We start from the raw sequence: 15,847 nt of genomic DNA, 5'->3' as shown, positions 1-15,847 counted from the left end.
AGATCCGCCAGCATTTCCGGATCAGTCTCGAACGAAGCGGCGTCCGGATGTGCGCCAATGGTCGGCAGATCTAGGGCGACTGCACCTCAACCTTGATTGGCGAGGCAACATTTCTTGTATTTCTTGCCGCTTCCGCATGGACATGGATCGTTGCGTCCGACATGGCGGAGGGGATTCCTCACGGGCTCCGAGGGCATCCATTGCGTGTCGAGATCGTCCTCGGCGTCATCGTAATCGGTCCACGCCAGCGCATCGACCACATCTTCGATATAGCCGAGATAACTTTCCTCGAAGCGGGTAATGTCGTCGGGTCTCTGCTCGGCGGTGGCGAGCAAGTCGTCGAACTCGCTGCGTACGAACGGCGAGTCAGGGATGCGGCCATCGTCGATGGCGCTATGCACCAGCGGTGCCAGCTCGCGTAGTCCCAGCAAGGCAATTGCCTGCTGCCAGCCATACCAAGCTTGGCCCTCATCGTCGGCAAGTCTGTCCTCAAAGAATGCTACGAGCAGGTGTCGCATCCGCTCGTGCGGGATGCGTCCGTTCCACGTAAGGAAGGCTGCCGCGCCGAGAATTTGGTCGCGGACGAACTGATCAATGGATCGATCCCCCACCATGCCCAATAGTGTATCGACGTCCCCATCGAAAACGCCGGCGACGATGCTCGCCATGCTTTGGGGCACAACATCCCCGAGCAGATAATCGAGCTCGGCTTCGGGCCGGCGCAGCAACCGCAGCAGGTCGCGGCATACGTCCTGGTCGCGGGCTCCGCCGAGGATATAGAGGCCGCGGAACAGAAGCGTGACCTCGTCGTCGGAGAGCGCTTCACCATTCGCCGCACGAGCGACCAGGGCGCGCAGCGGCGGAGCCGCCTCTTCCATCCTGACCAGACACATCCCAACCGCAAGGGCAGGTAACCGCTTTTCAGTAGCGACCGCTTCCAGGTAACCGTCGATCGGCCCCAAGTCGCCCCGCTTGAAGATAGCTTCTACTTCTTCCTTCTTCATGGGAACTCGATCTTTTCGGGCAGGTGAACGATCGCGACAGAACAACTACCGGATCACCGCTCATCCCCATACTCTACCAGAGACAGCATAGGAGCTATTCGCTGGACGGCAATACGCTTGCTTGCGGGCCGCGCCGCCCTCGCCCTAATCTTCGTCCATCGCGTCCAACGAGGCGCGGACACGACATAACGATATAGGGAAGAGACGGCCCATGGCTCAGGAGAGCACCGCGCGCAAGGCTGCGCGCCCTGCCGAAACCGGAACGTTCGATGCCGTGGTGATCGGCGCCGGGTTCGCCGGCATGTACATGCTGCATCGGCTGCGCGGACTCGGCTTCACCGCGCGGGTCTATGAAGCCGGCGGCGGCGTCGGCGGCACCTGGTACTGGAATCGCTATCCCGGCGCGCGTTGCGACGTCGAGAGCCTGCAATATTCCTTCTCGTTCTCCGAGGAACTCGATCAGGACTGGAGCTGGTCGGAGAAATATTCTCCGCAGCCCGAAATTCTCGCTTACGCCAATCACGTCGCCGATCGCTTCGATCTGCGCAGCCAGATCGTGTTCGACACCCGCGTCACCGCGGCGACCTTCGACGAGCAGGCAGGCACATGGCTGATCGAGACCGACCGCGGCGACAGGGTCACCGCAAAGTTCTGCATCATGGCGGTCGGCTGCCTGTCGGCGCCGAACCGGCCGGCTTTCCCAGGCATGGCGGATTTCCGCGGGCCGATCTATCACACCGGCGAATGGCCGCATGAGGGTGTCGACTTCACCGGCCTGCGTGTTGGCGTGATCGGCACCGGCTCATCGGCGATCCAGTCGATCCCGATCATCGCGCAGCAGGCCTCCGAGCTCACCGTGTTCCAGCGCACCGCGACGTGGTCGGTGCCGGCATGGAACGAGCGGCTGTCGGCGGAATATCTGAGGGAAGCCAAGGCGCATTATCCCGAGCTGCGCGCAAAAGCCCGTGCGCGCCCGACCGGCTTCTATTTCCAGTTCAACGCCCAGCCCGCCTTGCAGGCGAGCGAGCGGGAGCGCGAGCAGCAATACGAAGAAGCCTGGCAGCGCGGCGGCCTGCCCTTCCTCGGCGCGTTCGGCGATCTCCTGTTCGAGAAGGCCGCCAACGACACCATCGCCGATTTCGCGCGCGAGAAGATCCGCGGCATCGTCAAGGATCCCGCGACGGCCGAGCTGCTGTGCCCGCGAAACGTGTTCGGCTGCAAGCGGCTCTGCGTCGACACGAATTATTTCGAGACCTACAATCTGCCGCATGTGAAGCTGGTCGACGTGTCGACGACGCCGATCGATCGCTTCACGACGGAAGGCATTATCGTCGACGGCACCGAATACACGTTCGATGCGATCGTCTCCGCCACCGGCTTTGCCGCCATGACCGGCTCGTTCGACAAGATCGCGATCACCGGCCGCGGCGGCCAGACACTGGCCGAGAAATGGCGGGCGGGCCCGCGCGCCTATCTCGGCCTTGCCTCCGAGGGCTTTCCGAACCTGTTCATGATCACCGGGCCCGGCAGCCCCTCGGTGCTCGCCAGCATGATCCAGGCGATCGAGCAGCATGTCGACTGGCTGGCGGATTGCATCAGTCATATGCGCGACATTGGCGCCGGCACGATCGAGGCGGTCCGCGACGACGAGGACGCCTGGGTCGCCCATGTCAACGACGTCTCCACGGTCTCGCTGCGCTCGACTTGCAGCTCCTGGTATGTCGGCGCCAACATCCCGGGCCGCCCCCGCGTGTTCATGCCCTATATCGGCGGCTTCCCGATCTATGTGCAGAAGTGCAATGAGGTGATGAACTCGGGTTACGACGGCTTCGTGCTGCAGGGCGGGCGCAACGGCAATGCACCGCCGCAGGTGCGCTTCACCGAGCGCTGGCAGGTGCCGCTCGACATCGAGGTGATCTCGCCGGCCGCGGTCGCCGCGAAGCGAGTTCCCGTGGTCTGAGTGCCGGCGGTATCCGCACCGGGATTGCGCATGATAGTGTCGCGCCGGTCCGCGCTTCAAACCGCGGGCCGACGGGGAACATGGCCGACACGGCATTGCAGGGATTGATCGAGCGGATCGGCGCCGACCATGTGGTGCGCCGGCTTGGGATCGAGGCCGCGCACGAGAAGCAGCTGTTCGGCCAGGGCACGCTGGTGTTCAATGTCGAGAACTGGAAGCTGGCGCCGCGGATCATCGAGACCGCGCTCAAGGTGACCGGCCTGCACGGCCGCGCGCGGCGCAATGCCGATAGGGTAGAGGTGCGGCGCAACCTGGTGACGTCGGCGCGGCTGCCGGCGGCCTTCGACGGCTTCACCATCCTGCAGCTCAGCGATCTCCACGCCGACATCAGCCAAGGCGCGATGCGGCATCTGATGGACATCGTGCGCGATATCGCCTGCGATATCTGCGTTCTCACCGGCGACTACCGCGGCAAGACGTATGGGCCGTTTGAAACGAGCCTCGCGCTGATGCGAGATCTGTGCGCGCGGATCAAGCTGCCGCTCTACGGCATCCTCGGCAATCACGACAGCATCCGCATGACGCCGGCACTGGAGGCGATGGGCATCAGGATGATGTTCAATGAGCAGGAGCCGATCACGCGCGATGGCGCGACGATCCACCTCGCCGGGATCGACGACGCGCATTTCTACCGCACCGACGACATCGCAAAGGCTGCCGCGGCGATCCCGCGCGATGCGTTCTCGATCCTGCTGGCGCATACGCCGGAATCCTATCGCGCGGCGGCGGCCGCCGGCTTCGATCTGATGCTGAGCGGCCATACCCATGGCGGCCAGCTCTGCCTGCCCGGCGGTATCGCCATCAAGCTCGAGGCGCGGCTGCCGCGCCGGATGGGCAGCGGCGCCTGGCGCTTCGGCGCGCTTGCCGGCTACACATCGACCGGCGCCGGCACCAGCCTCGCGCCGGTGCGGCTGAACTGTCCGGCCGAGATCACCGTGCACACGCTGCGGCGGCTCGGTTGAGCTCACCCCGCCCGTACGTCGCAGGCGCCCATTGCCAAAATATCGAAAACAACCCCATGCAAAGTAGCCGGAGGCTGCCCGGACGTCGCAAGGAAAGACGCGTGGCCGGTAGCCAGATGCAGTCGCCCTGCGGTAAGGACGGGAGGACGGTGTAGCGGAGGTCTCAATTACCTTTCTTCGCGTTCGCGCTCTGCTCATTCACCGTGCAGGTGATCAGCAGCGTGTAGCCGCGCGCATTCTTGGCAATCTCGGCGGTTTCCTTCTTCATCTCCTCGCGCCACTCGGCGGTCCGGTACGCCACCGCGCTGTTGTCGAGAAAGTCGCGCAGCGCGCCGGTCTTGATCGCGAAATTGATGTTCTCCGGGATGGTCCCCGTCGCCCGCGCCATCCTGACCGCGTCGAGCTTGGCAGCCACCACGCCGACCACCGCGCCGGTAAGATCGAACAGTGGACCGCCGCTGTTGCCGGGCTGCACCGCGGCGCTGATCTGCAGATGACGGGTATCGTTGAGGATGCCGCTCAACGAAGAGACAATGCCCGTGGTGACCGTGAAATCGGACGTCAGCAATCCGTGATAGGGATAGCCGATCGCCACCACGCCGTTGCCGACCAGGATGGGGTTTTGCCTGAGGCTGACGACATCCTTGAACGGGGTCGGCGCCTGCAGCAACGCGAGATCATTGGTCTCGTCATCGGACACCAGGCGCAGCTTGACCGGCGCCTCACCGCTCAGGTTGCCCGTAATCTCGCTGCAGCCCCCGACGACATGGTGATTGGTGACGACGTGGCCGCTGCTGCTGACCACAAAGCCCGTTCCCGTCCCCGATCTCGCCTGTTTCTGCGTGGGTCCCGGAGCCGCCTGCTGCGGCGGCGCAGCCGCGGGCTTTGTCGCGACGGCGAACTCACCGGCATTGGCAACGCCGTTCTTCTTCACCGAGACGACGCAGTTGAGCAGTGCCGGCAGCAGCTGCGCGGTCTGATTGAGGTTGAACTGAAACAACTGGCCCTGCGCGAAGGCCGTCATCTGGCGCGCCTTGCGGAACTGGCTGATCAGCGCCGAGTTCACCGGCATCTCGACATTCACGAGCTGCGTGCCGAGCGGCATGCCGTAGACGTTGAAGGCCGGCTGACCATCGAAGGTCAGCGCAAGCGGAAAGGCCTCGCCCGCCGTCAAGCGCCAGCTCTCATGGGCAAAACCAAGGCGCCAGCTGCCATTCTCGGCGATCGACACCATGAAGAAGATGCCGCTTTGATACGTGGTGCCCGCCGAGCAATGGGTGAAGGCGCCATTCTTGTCGTTGGTGAAGGCGCCACCCTTCCAGTTGCCGACGCTGATCGAACCGTAGGGACCGCGGGCGCTCGACGGAGTTGCAGACGCAAACAGCCATGCGGCCGCAACGACCGCCCAGATCGCAACTCTCATGACGCACACTCCCCCAGCCACAACCCCATCATAGGAGGCGGAGAAATTCATCCGCAAGTGGAGCGCGGCTTGGTCTTTGGTCCTGCAGCCACGCAAGCCCGCCGCGGATGAGGCAATCGCCACACCCTCAGGTTACAGAGCATATGTTCTTATTTTGTTCATGTGTCAATCGAGGTGCTGTCCGTATTTAAGCCCCCGTGTCCTGGAGTTGGATTTCGGAGTGTCCTAATTCGGATTAAGCAGAACAGAGGCGGCATCCGGGGTTCTCCGTGGGTGAACGGAGTTCCAGCCAGCCTGGGCGCCGCTATCGTCTCCCGTAGCATTCCACACGGAATACCCCGCCATCGCAGGGGTTGGAAGCTGAGGGAGGTCGAGCAAGCCATGGAAAGCGAAAGCACGCCTTCAAGGCCGGGTGAAGCCGCATGGGAAGCGTTGACATTCGATGAGCCGGTCAACGTCGCGCTAGCCATCTGGGCGGCGCTATTGGTGGCCCACGTCATCGCGGCGTCGGTGTATTATTGGCGGGAGCAGCGCAGCCCGGAATGGTTGGCCGCTCTTGCGGTTTTGGCATACTTGCCGATCTTGGTGCCGATCGTCTGTCTTGGCCTTGTCTTTAAATATCTGATCCGGCCGCTGATCGGAAAAATAAGACTGTTTCGGCGAAGGTCCGATATCAAAGGCGTCGTTGAGTAAGGCCGCCTCAGTCATGGCGTCCTATCTCCAGACAAATCGCTACAAAGGCGCTCGGGATCGCCACTTCCGCAGAAACACGGCCCCAGTGCCGGGGGACACTGAGGCTATGGCAAGGTCCCGCGTTTACGCGAACAGAAGCCACGCTATGCTGGCAAGAAGCCCGATGAACGACATTGCCAAAACGCTGGCGAAGGCAATCTCCACACCGTCTATCCGCTCAGAATGCAATCGCATCAAACCGCCCCTCCGGCGAAAAGGGATTGAAATTCTGTAACGGATTGCAGGCGTCCTGGTTCCTTGCAGCGAGTGTCCTAGCCAGGACAGCACCTCAACCCGGACACTTCCCGTTCGCCGCGAAGACGGGGGTACTGCGGCTCCTCAACCGAGGAGCGCCCAGCGAGGGAATGCCTACGGCGCCAGGCCGCGCTGAGCGCCCTCAGCCCATTTGGCCCTGTTGGCGATCACTGCGAGCCGCCTATTAATTCCGGCTTCGGTCCGGCGCATATGATCCGCTATCAGCCGATGATCCAGCCCAGCTTCATGCAACGCGACCAACAAGCGCTCCTCGATCTCAGTCCAACTCTTGAACCGGTTCGCACGCATTCGACAAGGCCCGCCTTGGAGCTCAAACAAACGGCCCCAGCACTCGGCAAGGAGGCTGAGGCCGAGGAGCGCCCGTGGGGTAGGGAAAGATTCTGGACACCCCCGCGTGAGCTAGAACCTCGATGGCACGGAAGGGCATTTGCATATGTGAATGAGTGTCCTGATTTCCCCAGGCAAGTGTCCTAACTAGAACAGCACCTCAACCCGGACATTTCCCGTTCGCCGCGAGGGCGGACGCTATTGTTGTTCCCCAACCGAGGAGCGCGCCGGCGGATTTGGTTCGCTGAACCAGTACCAGGATGCGAGGGCATGGACGCCGACGCCGATCAGGAAAATGCCTGCATAGAGCTCGACTGCATGATTCATCGCCAGCAGGCGGGCATGCGGCGCGGCACCCTGGCCCTGGTAGACCCAGCACCAGTGCCCCACGGCGACGATGCCAACGCCGAGCGCGGCGGCGGCTCGGCCGAATGCATTCATCCTCACGCGATGGTCTCCCAACTCGCCCGGCCCGGCAAAAATACCGGGCGAAGCTGACGCGGACCTGACGTGCGACGGGAGGCGTGTAGCCCGGATGCAGCGCAGCGAAATCCGGGATGATCCCCGAGCGGCACGAACCCCGGATTGCGCTTCGCTCCATCCGGGCTACGGTTCTTCTCCTTCCCCCTGAAAGGGGGAAGGTCGGGATGGGGGTCGGCCGCAGGCGACGCTGCAAGCGGAGAAAGCAGATCCCCACCCGCTTTGCTCTGGCGAGCAAAGCGACCTCCCCTTTTCAAGGGGAGGTGAGAATGCGTCGCCCGGATGGAGCGCGACGAAATCCGGGATAATCCCCGAACAGCACGGGCCCCGGATTACGCTTCGCTCCATCCGGGCTGCGGCTCTTCTCCTTCCCCCTGAAAGGGGGAAGGTCGGGATGGGGGTCGGCCGCAGGCGACGCTGCAAGGGGAGAAAGCAGATCCCCACCCGCTTTGCTCTGCGCGCAAAGCGACCTCCCCTTTTCAAGGGGAGGTGAGAATGCGTGGCCCGCCTCAGCCGTTCCTGAACGCGTAGGCGTAGCCGTTGAGCGCCGGCGCGCCGCCGAGATGGGCGTAGAGCACCTTCGATCCGGCCGGGAAATAGCCCTTCTGCACCAGGTCGATCATGCCCTGCATCGACTTCCCCTCATAGACGGGGTCGGTGATCATGCCTTCGAGCCGCGCGCTGAGGCGGATCGCCTCCTTGGTCTCCTCCGACGGCACGCCGTAAGCCGGATAGGCATAGTCCTCGATCAGCACGACATCGTCCTCGACGATGTCGCGGCCGAGCTCGACCAGCTTTGCGGTGTTCTGCGCGATCGACAGCACCTGTGCCTTGGTCTGCGCAGGCGTGAACGAACCGTCGACGCCGATCACGTTGCGCGCGCGCCCGTCGGCGGCGAAGCCGACCAGCATGCCGGCATGGGTCGAGCCGGTCACAGTGCAGACGACGATGTAGTCGAACTTGACGCCGAGCTGGCGCTCCTGCGCGCGCACCTCTTCGGCGAAGCCGACATAGCCGAGCCCGCCATATTTGTGCACGGAGGCGCCGGCCGGAATCGCGTAGGGCTTGCCGCCCGCCGCCTTCACTTCCTCGATCGCCTGCTCCCAGCTCTTGCGGATGCCGATGTCGAAGCCTTCGTCGACCAGCCGCACATCGGCGCCCATCACGCGCGAGAGCAGGATGTTGCCGACGCGATCATAGACCGCGTCCTCATGCGGCACCCAGCTTTCCTGCACCAGCCGGCACTTCATGCCGATCTTGGCCGCGACGGCCGCGACCATGCGGGTGTGGTTCGACTGCACGCCGCCGATCGAGACCAGCGTGTCGGCATTGGAGGCGATCGCGTCGGGGATGATGTATTCGAGCTTGCGCAGCTTGTTGCCGCCATAGGCGAGCCCGGAATTGCAATCCTCGCGCTTGGCATAGAGCTCGACCTTGCCGCCGAGATGCTTTGACAGCCGATCGAGCTTCTCGATGGCGGTCGGCCCGAATGTGAGCGGATAGCGCGCGAACTTCTCCAGCATGCTGGCATCCTCATTGGTGGTCTGGAACGGCGGCCACAGCTATCACCCCTGGCGCGAAAGGTGCTCTCTAACTCGGCTTGAGGAGTTACCGGAAATTGCTGGATTTGCCCCAGATGATATGTTTTCTCTCACAAAACTGCTCAACCGTGAGAGATTCTTCCATGCCCGCGCGACTCGACCGCATCGACCTCAAGATGTTGAGATTGCTGCAGAAGAACGGCCGGCTCAGCAATGCCGAGCTGGCCGATCAGGTCGGCGTCAGCCCCGCCACCTGCCATCGCCGGACGCAGGCGCTGTTCGACGAGGGGTATCTCAGCGGCGTCCGCGCCATGGTGGCGCCGCGCAAGCTCGGCAAGGGCACGCTGGTCATGGTCGGCGTCGTGCTCGACCGCTCGACGCCGGAAAGCTTTGCGAGCTTCGAGCAGGCGGTGGCGAAGCTCAAATGCGTGCTCGACTGCCACCTCGTCGCCGGCGATTTCGACTACTTCCTCAAGATCCGCGCCGGCGACGTCGACGACTTCAAGCGCATCCATGGCGATCAGCTGATCGCGCTGCCTGGCGTGCGGCAGACCCGCACCTTCTTCGTCATGAAGGAGGTGGTGGACAATGCGGCGCTGGAGTTCTGAACCTGACGTGATCCCGGCGCGGGCGAGCGCCGTGAGCCGCCAGGTCGGCGGGCCTGCCCGAGAGAAGTAATCCCTTCATCCGACTTGATGGCCGACGCAAACCGGCGCAGTCTGTTCTGGAATCCCCGCGGGGTGCGGGATCGCGCGCGCGGACGCGCGGGGGCATTGATCCGCGGATGACAATCATGAGCGCCACGGCGATTCGACTGGTCATTCCGTTGCTGGCACTTGCCGCCGGCGGCACGGCGGCGCTCGTCTTCGGCATCCGCCAGACCCAGCAAATCCTGGGCGGGAACACGCCTTTGACGGCGACGGCACCATCCGCACCGGCCGCTCCCGCGCGAAACCAAGACGCGCGAAACCAGGACAAGACTGCGCTGGCAAAGGCGCAAAGCGAGACCGCTGCCTTGGCCGAGGCGCTGGCGGGACCGCCGCCAGCACCAGGCGGCGACGCGGTGCCGGAGTTCGACGTCGTCAACATCGAGCCGACCGGCGAGACCGTTGTCGCCGGCCGGGCGCTCCCGGGCACGACGGTGGAACTGTTGCGCAATGGCGAGGTGCACGATCGCGCCGTGGCGGACAAGTCCGGCCAGTTCGTCATGGTCCCGCGCCCGCTTCCGCCGGGAAACTATGACCTGACCCTGCGCATGACGCGCGACGGCAAGCAGGTGACCTCCACGCAGAGCGTGGCGGTGGCGCTCGAGGCTGCGACAAGGGAGCGGCCGATGGTGGCGCTGATGGCGCCGGACAAACCGGTCCGCGTGCTGTCGCAACCTGCGGCCACGGCGCCGGCGGCCGGGAAAGTGGCCATCGAGGCCGTCGAGACCGAACCGGACGGCAAGCTCCATGTGAGCGGTCAGGCAGCTCCCGGCGCGACCGTCAGGCTCTATCTCAACGGCAGTTTGATCACGTCCGCGACAGCCGACGAGAAGGGGCACCTCTCGGTCACGATCAACAAGGGCGTGACCGCCGGCAACTATCAGGTGCGGCTTGACGACGTCGACCCCACCTCCGGCAAGGTCCGCGCACGTGCCGAGGTGCCGTTCAACGTTCCGGACACGATGACGACCGCATCGATCCCGGCATCGCCAACCTCGTCCGGCCGTGCGGATATGGCCAAACCGCAGCTCGCCGCGGCGGCAACCGCCACCGCATCTGATGTGAAGTCCCCCTCCGCCGTGATCGTGCCGAAGATCACGACGACCACCGTCGCCCGCGGCGACAGCCTGTGGCGGATCAGCCAGCGTGCATTCGGCGCCGGACAGCGCTACGCCGTGATCTATCGGGCCAACTCGCAGCAGATCCGCAATCCCAATTTGATCTATCCCGGCCAGGTCTTCGTCGTGCCGGCAAGGTGAGACCGGCCTTCCGCCAACGGTCACTTGCCGGGGGATTTCAGGAACGCCACGATCCTGGCGCGATCCTCCGCCGAGCGCACGCCGGTATACGGCTTCATACCGTTGCCCGACACCACGGCCTCGGGATCCTCGATAAAGCGCAGCAGCGTGCTCTCATCCCAGACGATGTCGGATGATTTCATCGCCTCCGAATAAGGAAAGCTCGCAACCGATCCGGCCTTGCGGCCGACGACATTGTGCAGGTTCGGGCCGGCGCGGTTGTCGCCGTCCTTGACCGTGTGGCAGGTGCGGCAGGAATTGTTGAACGCCTGCTCGCCGGACACGCCGGCATCCTGACCATGGGACGGCGACAGCGCCACCGACATCAACCCGCAAACGACGACGATGAATCCCGGCCGCATCGATCACTCCGTCGGCAATTGCGCCAGGCAAACAGGCGCGCGCAGCACCACGTCTCGGGTGCCATGCGGTCAACGCAGAGGCCGCGTGAAAGGTCCGCTCGCGGCAGGCCCCACATCTGGCGCAGGCGCGCGCACCGCACTAGATGTGCTGCCATGCAACACCCCGCCCTGCAGGATTTCGTCGCCGGCCACCAGCGCTTGTTTGTCCTGACCGGGGCCGGCTGCAGCACCAATTCCGGCATTCCCGATTACCGCGACAGCGACGGCAACTGGAAGCGGACCCGCCCGGTCACCATCCAGGCGTTTTTGGGCGAGGCGGCGACGCGGCAGCGCTATTGGGCGCGCAGCATGGTGGGCTGGCGACGGTTCGGCCGCGCCGCGCCGAACGGCGCGCATCGCGCACTGGCCAAGCTCGAACGGCAAGGGCGCTGCGAGCTGCTGCTGACCCAGAATGTCGACCGCCTGCACCAGGCCGCCGGCAGCCAGCGCGTGATCGACCTGCACGGCCGATTAGACGTGGTGCGCTGCCTCGGCTGCGGCGCGACGATGCCGCGCGAACAATTCCAGGACGAGCTCGCGCGGCTGAACCCCGCCTGGCTCACGCTCGATGCCGCCGACGCACCGGACGGCGATGCCGATCTCGAGCAGGATTTTTCGTCGTTCGTGGTGCCGGCCTGCGAGGCCTGCGGCGGCGTGCTGAAGCCCGATGTGGTGTTCTTCGGCGACAACGTGCCGCGCGATACGGTCGCGTCAGCGCAGGCGCATCTCGAGCAGGCCGACGCCGTGCTGGTGGTCGGCTCCTCGCTGATGGTCTATTCCGGCTTTCGCTTCGTCCGGATGGCGGAGCAGCGCGGCCTGCCGATTGCCGCCGTCAATCTCGGCCGCACCCGCGCCGACGAGTTGCTCACCCTCAAGATCGAGGATAGTTGCGAGACGGCGCTGGCGTTTTTGTTGTAAGCCGCTGCTCTCTCCACGTCATTGCGAGGAGCGATAGCGACGAAGCAATCCATCGTTCTGCGGAGGGATGGATTGCTTCGCGGAGCCTGTCATCCGGCGGCGCTTCGCGCCGACCGGGTGGCTCGCAATGACGACGGGAGAATTATCGCACTACGCGCGATGGCGCGGCGCCTTGGCCATCGGCATGTTGGCGTTCCAGTGCGTCCAGCTGACGCTGGCGAGGCTGCCGAGGTCCGTCGCCAACGGACGACGGGTGCGGCGCTCGTACTCCGCGATGCAGCGGCCCGACTCGCCGATCTTGCGCTGCAATTCGTCGATCGTCATCTGCGTCGCGCGGCCGCAATTGGCCTTCCCGAGCTGATCGGCCTCGATCGCCTTCAACGCCGCCCGCAGCTTCTTGAGCTGCGCGCGCTGCCAGGCAATGTGACTATCGCTGTCTGCCGTCATGTGGCCGCCACCATCTTTGATCGTTGCACGCCATTGGGAACCTCGATGTCGACCTCGAGCATCGAGACAAACTTGCCACGGTCCATCCGGACCACGACCTTGTCGGGGTCGACGTCGATATGCTTGGAAACCACGCTCAGGATTTCCGAGCGAAGTGTCTCCAGGAGATCGGGCGCGCCGGTCCGGCCACGCTCATGCGAAAGCAGGATCTGCAACCGCTCCCGCGCGACGGGCGCCGATGCGGCGCGGCCGCCGAACAGCCGCATTACGTTCATCATGCCGCCCTCCGTCGCAGTAGCCGATCCATCAGCCCCTTGCGTTGAACCGGCACGGTCATCTCCACCGCCTCGCCCATCAGGCGGCGTACCGCGTCGGTATAGGCCCGCGCCGGCGCGCTGCTTGCTGCGTTCAGCGTGACCGGGCAACCGACATTGGAGGCGCGCAGCACGTCCTGGCTTTCCGGGACGATGCCGAGCAAGGGGGTCGCAAGGATTTCCAGGATATCGTCGATCGAGAGCATCTCGCCGCGCGCCGCGCGGCCGGCATCATAGCGGGTGACCAGAAGATGCTTCTCGACGCGCTCGCCGCGCTCGGCGCGGACCGTCTTGGAATCGAGCATGCCGATGATGCGGTCGGAGTCGCGCACCGACGACACTTCCGGATTGGTGACGATGACGGCTTCGTCGGCGTAGCGCATCGCGAGCGTCGCGCCGCGCTCGATGCCGGCCGGGCTGTCGCACAGGATCCAGTCGAACTTGGTCTTGAGGTCGGCGATCACGCGCTTGACGCCCTCTTCGCTCAGCGCGTCCTTGTCGCGGGTCTGCGACGCCGGCAGCAGCCAGAGATTCTCCAGCCGCTTGTCGCGGATCAGCGCCTGCGGCAGCTTGGCGACGCCCTGCACCACGTTGATGAGGTCGAACACCACCCGACGCTCCGCGCCCATCACCAGATCGAGGTTGCGCAGGCCGACGTCGAAATCGATGACGACGACGTTCTGACCCATTTGCGCGAGCGCCGCGCCGAGCGCGGCGGTTGAGGTCGTTTTGCCGACCCCGCCCTTCCCAGACGTCACGACCAAAACCTTGGCCATTCTCTCTCTCCTTGTGGTCGGTCAGTTCAAAGGTGTGATGCGCAGCATTTCGCCCTCGAGCCACGCCTGGGCGGGCCGGTTGCGCAAGCTGTCGGCGATTTCGTCCGCGGTCTGGTAGTAGCCGTCGATCGCGAGCAGCTCAGCCTCGATCCTCTGGCAGAAGATGCGGGCCGCCGAATTGCCGTTGATGCCGGCCATCGCGCGGCCGCGCAGCGTGCCGTAGACATGGATCGAGCCGCCGGCGACGATCTCGGCGCCGGAGCCGACCGAGCCGAGCACCGTGACGTCGCCCTCGGCAAACACGATCGACTGGCCGGAACGGACCGGGCTCTCCAGCAGCAGCGATGGCAACTTGGTCTTGTCCTTGTCCTTGTTTTTTTCCTGCGCCTGCGGCTTCTGCGGCTCGACATGGGTGATCGCGCAGGCCCGGCCGCCGGTCAGAAGCGGCGGCATGTTGGCGCCGAGCTTCGCTTCGTCGACCCCCTCGATGCCGAGGATGCGGATGTTGCGTTCAGCGAGGCTGCCGATCAGATGCGCGATCGCGGTCTGGCTGAGATCGACCGCCGAAAGGTCGAGCACGATCGGCTTGCCGGTGAAGAAGCCCGGCGACTTCGCCAGCGTCGCGTCGATCTCGGCCAGCCAGGACACGACAGGCACGACCGGCGAGAAAACGAACGCGACGTAGGAACGGCCGCGCATGCGGACCTGCTGACGTGCGACCTGTTGAGTTGCGTCCATCGCCCCTGACTCAGTTGTCTTGTCGAATGGTTAACAATCGGACCGCATGGTTAATCAAAGGTTAACGCGGTCAGGGTTTTCACCGATTTGGACAGCACTCGCCCCGGGACCTCGAAACGCGCTTCGGCGTTTGAACAGGTGGGATTGGGGGAGATACGGCCGCGTTTTTGAGCTGGATCAATTTTCTTCGCGCCAGACGGGGCTATCATTCCGGCAAGCGCTTACAGACCACGTCATGACCCACTCCAGCTGGATTGAGATCCTGCGGTGCCCGAAATGCCGACGCACGGGCCACGCTGAGCTGTCCGAGGTCGCCCCGCTTCGCAACCGAATTGTCCGGGTCTCGGAGGAATTCGAAGTTCGCCCCGACGAGCGCGGCGACGATTTCCAGTGCCGGACTTGCAAGCTGCCAGCCCTGCCATGACAGATGCCTTGGCTCGCAGCTGCCCGTCACGTCAGAAAACGTCATCGAATCAAATAATTGCAGCTATTCCGCCTTGATATTCGCCGATTTAACGATCGGCCACCACTTCTCGACCTCGGCAGCCTGATGGCCGCGCAGCGCGTCGGGGCCCTGTCGGTCGGGCGGCGGGATCTCCTGGCCGAGCTCGGCGAAGCGTTGCCGGACGGCAGGCTCGGCAAGCGCCGATATCACCGCATTCGACAGGATCGACACGACGTCAGCGGGCGTGCCTTTCGGCGCCCAGATGCCGTGCCAATAGGCGATATAGAGACCCGGCAATCCGGCTTCATCGACCGTCGGAATCTCCGCTGCCGATGCAAGCCGCGACGACTGGGTCACCGCAAAAGCCTTCACGGTCCCGCTCTTCACCTGCGGCAGCGAGTTCGAGGCCTGATCGAACATGATGTCGATATGCCCGGCCATCAGATCGTTCAGCGCCGGACCGGCGCCGCGATACGGCACGAAGGAGAAGTTCGCGCCGGTCAACTGCTGGAAGAACACGCCGGCGACATGCGCCCCGGATCCCGGGCCCGCGGTGCCCGCCGTCGCCTTGCCGCCATTGGCCTTGAGCCAGCCGATCAGCTCCTTCAGATTCTGCGCCGGCAGGTCGGGCCGGCCGATGATGAGCTGCGGCCCGCTTGCGATCAGCGCAATCGGCGCGAATTCGCGCACGTCATATTGCAGCTGGTAGATCGCGCCGTTCAGGCAATGCGTGCCCCAATGACCGATCGTAATCGTGGTGCCGTCCGGTGTCGCGCGCGACGCCCGCAGCCCCGCAACGGTGCCGGAGGCGCCGGTGACATTCTCGATGATGACGGGATGGCCGAGCGTGCCGCGCATATATTCGGCGAGGATCCGCGCCAGCACATCGGTCGGCCCGCCCGCGGCGAACGGCACGATCATGGTGACCGGGCGCGCGATGGTTTCCGCGCCGACACCGATCGACGCAAGCGGCAGCGTCGCCGCGCCGAGTGCAAGCTGCAGGAATGGCCGGCGGGATATGTTGGGCATCTGCGTTCC

At 64.5% G+C, this 15,847-nt stretch carries 17 protein-coding genes; 6 read left to right on the top strand and 11 right to left on the bottom strand.

Annotation, left to right across the window (positions count from 1 at the left end):
• Window positions 1-86: 86 nt before the first annotated feature.
• Window positions 87-1,004 carry a DUF1186 domain-containing protein gene (locus IF803_RS16265; RefSeq protein ID WP_461192774.1) on the bottom strand — a complete coding sequence of 306 codons (918 nt, stop codon included), beginning with the start codon at window positions 1,002-1,004 and terminating at the stop codon, window positions 87-89.
• 211 nt (window positions 1,005-1,215) lie between these two features.
• On the opposite strand from IF803_RS16265, the gene IF803_RS16260 reads away from it, so the two are divergent.
• Together IF803_RS16260 and IF803_RS16255 are read left to right on the top strand one after the other, a co-directional pair.
• Window positions 1,216-2,964 carry a flavin-containing monooxygenase gene (locus IF803_RS16260; RefSeq protein ID WP_461192773.1) on the top strand — a complete coding sequence of 583 codons (1,749 nt, stop codon included), beginning with the start codon at window positions 1,216-1,218 and terminating at the stop codon, window positions 2,962-2,964.
• Between the two features lie 80 nt (window positions 2,965-3,044).
• A complete protein-coding gene (locus tag IF803_RS16255; RefSeq protein WP_461192772.1) occupies window positions 3,045-3,986 on the top strand; it encodes a metallophosphoesterase in 942 nt (313 codons plus the stop codon).
• A 163-nt stretch (window positions 3,987-4,149) separates the two neighbouring features.
• Here IF803_RS16255 and IF803_RS16250 read toward each other — a convergent pair whose 3' ends face one another.
• Complete coding sequence (locus IF803_RS16250) at window positions 4,150-5,409, bottom strand: S1C family serine protease (RefSeq protein WP_461192771.1); 1,260 nt, start codon at window positions 5,407-5,409, stop codon at window positions 4,150-4,152.
• Between the two features lie 381 nt (window positions 5,410-5,790).
• Between IF803_RS16250 and IF803_RS16245 the strand changes: the two genes are divergently transcribed.
• Window positions 5,791-6,102, top strand: coding sequence for a hypothetical protein (locus tag IF803_RS16245; protein ID WP_245288752.1), 312 nt, complete (start codon window positions 5,791-5,793; stop codon window positions 6,100-6,102).
• Window positions 6,103-6,942: 840 nt separating this feature from the next.
• Here IF803_RS16245 and IF803_RS16240 read toward each other — a convergent pair.
• Both IF803_RS16240 and IF803_RS16235 read right to left on the bottom strand, forming a co-directional pair.
• Window positions 6,943-7,185: a hypothetical protein gene (locus IF803_RS16240; protein ID WP_304500454.1), complete on the bottom strand. Its 243-nt coding sequence runs from the start codon at window positions 7,183-7,185 to the stop codon at window positions 6,943-6,945.
• Between the two features lie 548 nt (window positions 7,186-7,733).
• Entirely contained in the window at window positions 7,734-8,747 is a 1,014-nt protein-coding gene (locus tag IF803_RS16235; RefSeq protein ID WP_461192770.1) for a 1-aminocyclopropane-1-carboxylate deaminase, read from the bottom strand.
• A 161-nt stretch (window positions 8,748-8,908) separates the two neighbouring features.
• On the opposite strand from IF803_RS16235, the gene IF803_RS16230 reads away from it, so the two are divergent.
• Complete coding sequence (locus IF803_RS16230; RefSeq protein WP_028335254.1) at window positions 8,909-9,373, top strand: Lrp/AsnC family transcriptional regulator; 465 nt, start codon at window positions 8,909-8,911, stop codon at window positions 9,371-9,373.
• Between the two features lie 185 nt (window positions 9,374-9,558).
• Window positions 9,559-10,731 carry an Ig-like domain-containing protein gene (locus IF803_RS16225; protein WP_461192769.1) on the top strand — a complete coding sequence of 391 codons (1,173 nt, stop codon included), beginning with the start codon at window positions 9,559-9,561 and terminating at the stop codon, window positions 10,729-10,731.
• A gap of 20 nt (window positions 10,732-10,751) precedes the next feature.
• Here the strand turns inward: IF803_RS16225 and IF803_RS16220 are convergent, their stop codons facing one another.
• A complete protein-coding gene (locus IF803_RS16220) occupies window positions 10,752-11,132 on the bottom strand; it encodes a c-type cytochrome (protein ID WP_411781751.1) in 381 nt (126 codons plus the stop codon).
• Between IF803_RS16220 and IF803_RS16215 the strand changes: the two genes are divergently transcribed.
• Window positions 11,070-12,089: an NAD-dependent protein deacetylase gene (locus IF803_RS16215; RefSeq protein ID WP_461192768.1), complete on the top strand. Its 1,020-nt coding sequence runs from the start codon at window positions 11,070-11,072 to the stop codon at window positions 12,087-12,089. The genes IF803_RS16220 and IF803_RS16215 overlap by 63 nt on opposite strands.
• Before the next feature lie 150 nt (window positions 12,090-12,239).
• Here IF803_RS16215 and IF803_RS16210 read toward each other — a convergent pair whose 3' ends face one another.
• The 6 genes from IF803_RS16210 to IF803_RS16185 form a co-directional block, all read right to left on the bottom strand.
• The gene (locus tag IF803_RS16210) at window positions 12,240-12,536 is read right to left on the bottom strand and encodes a hypothetical protein (RefSeq protein ID WP_016842303.1); all 297 of its coding nucleotides are present in this window, start codon (window positions 12,534-12,536) and stop codon (window positions 12,240-12,242) included.
• A complete protein-coding gene (minE, locus tag IF803_RS16205) occupies window positions 12,533-12,811 on the bottom strand; it encodes a cell division topological specificity factor MinE (RefSeq protein WP_026192121.1) in 279 nt (92 codons plus the stop codon). Before minE ends, IF803_RS16210 begins: the two co-directional genes overlap by 4 nt.
• Window positions 12,811-13,626, bottom strand: a complete 816-nt coding sequence (gene minD / locus IF803_RS16200; protein WP_016842305.1) for a septum site-determining protein MinD — start codon at window positions 13,624-13,626, stop codon at window positions 12,811-12,813. Before minD ends, minE begins: the two co-directional genes overlap by 1 nt.
• A 21-nt stretch (window positions 13,627-13,647) precedes the next feature.
• Complete coding sequence (minC, locus tag IF803_RS16195; RefSeq protein ID WP_304498249.1) at window positions 13,648-14,364, bottom strand: septum site-determining protein MinC; 717 nt, start codon at window positions 14,362-14,364, stop codon at window positions 13,648-13,650.
• A 205-nt stretch (window positions 14,365-14,569) separates the two neighbouring features.
• Window positions 14,570-14,833: a hypothetical protein gene (locus IF803_RS16190; protein WP_461192767.1), complete on the bottom strand. Its 264-nt coding sequence runs from the start codon at window positions 14,831-14,833 to the stop codon at window positions 14,570-14,572.
• Window positions 14,834-14,851: 18 nt separating this feature from the next.
• Entirely contained in the window at window positions 14,852-15,838 is a 987-nt protein-coding gene (locus tag IF803_RS16185) for a tripartite tricarboxylate transporter substrate-binding protein (protein WP_461192766.1), read from the bottom strand.
• Window positions 15,839-15,847: the final 9 nt, after the last annotated feature.

It is taken from the genome of Bradyrhizobium sp. UFLA06-06 (assembly GCF_054820065.1).
The sequence above is the reverse complement of the archived record's forward strand: the minus strand, read 5'-3'. Positions and strand labels throughout refer to the sequence as shown.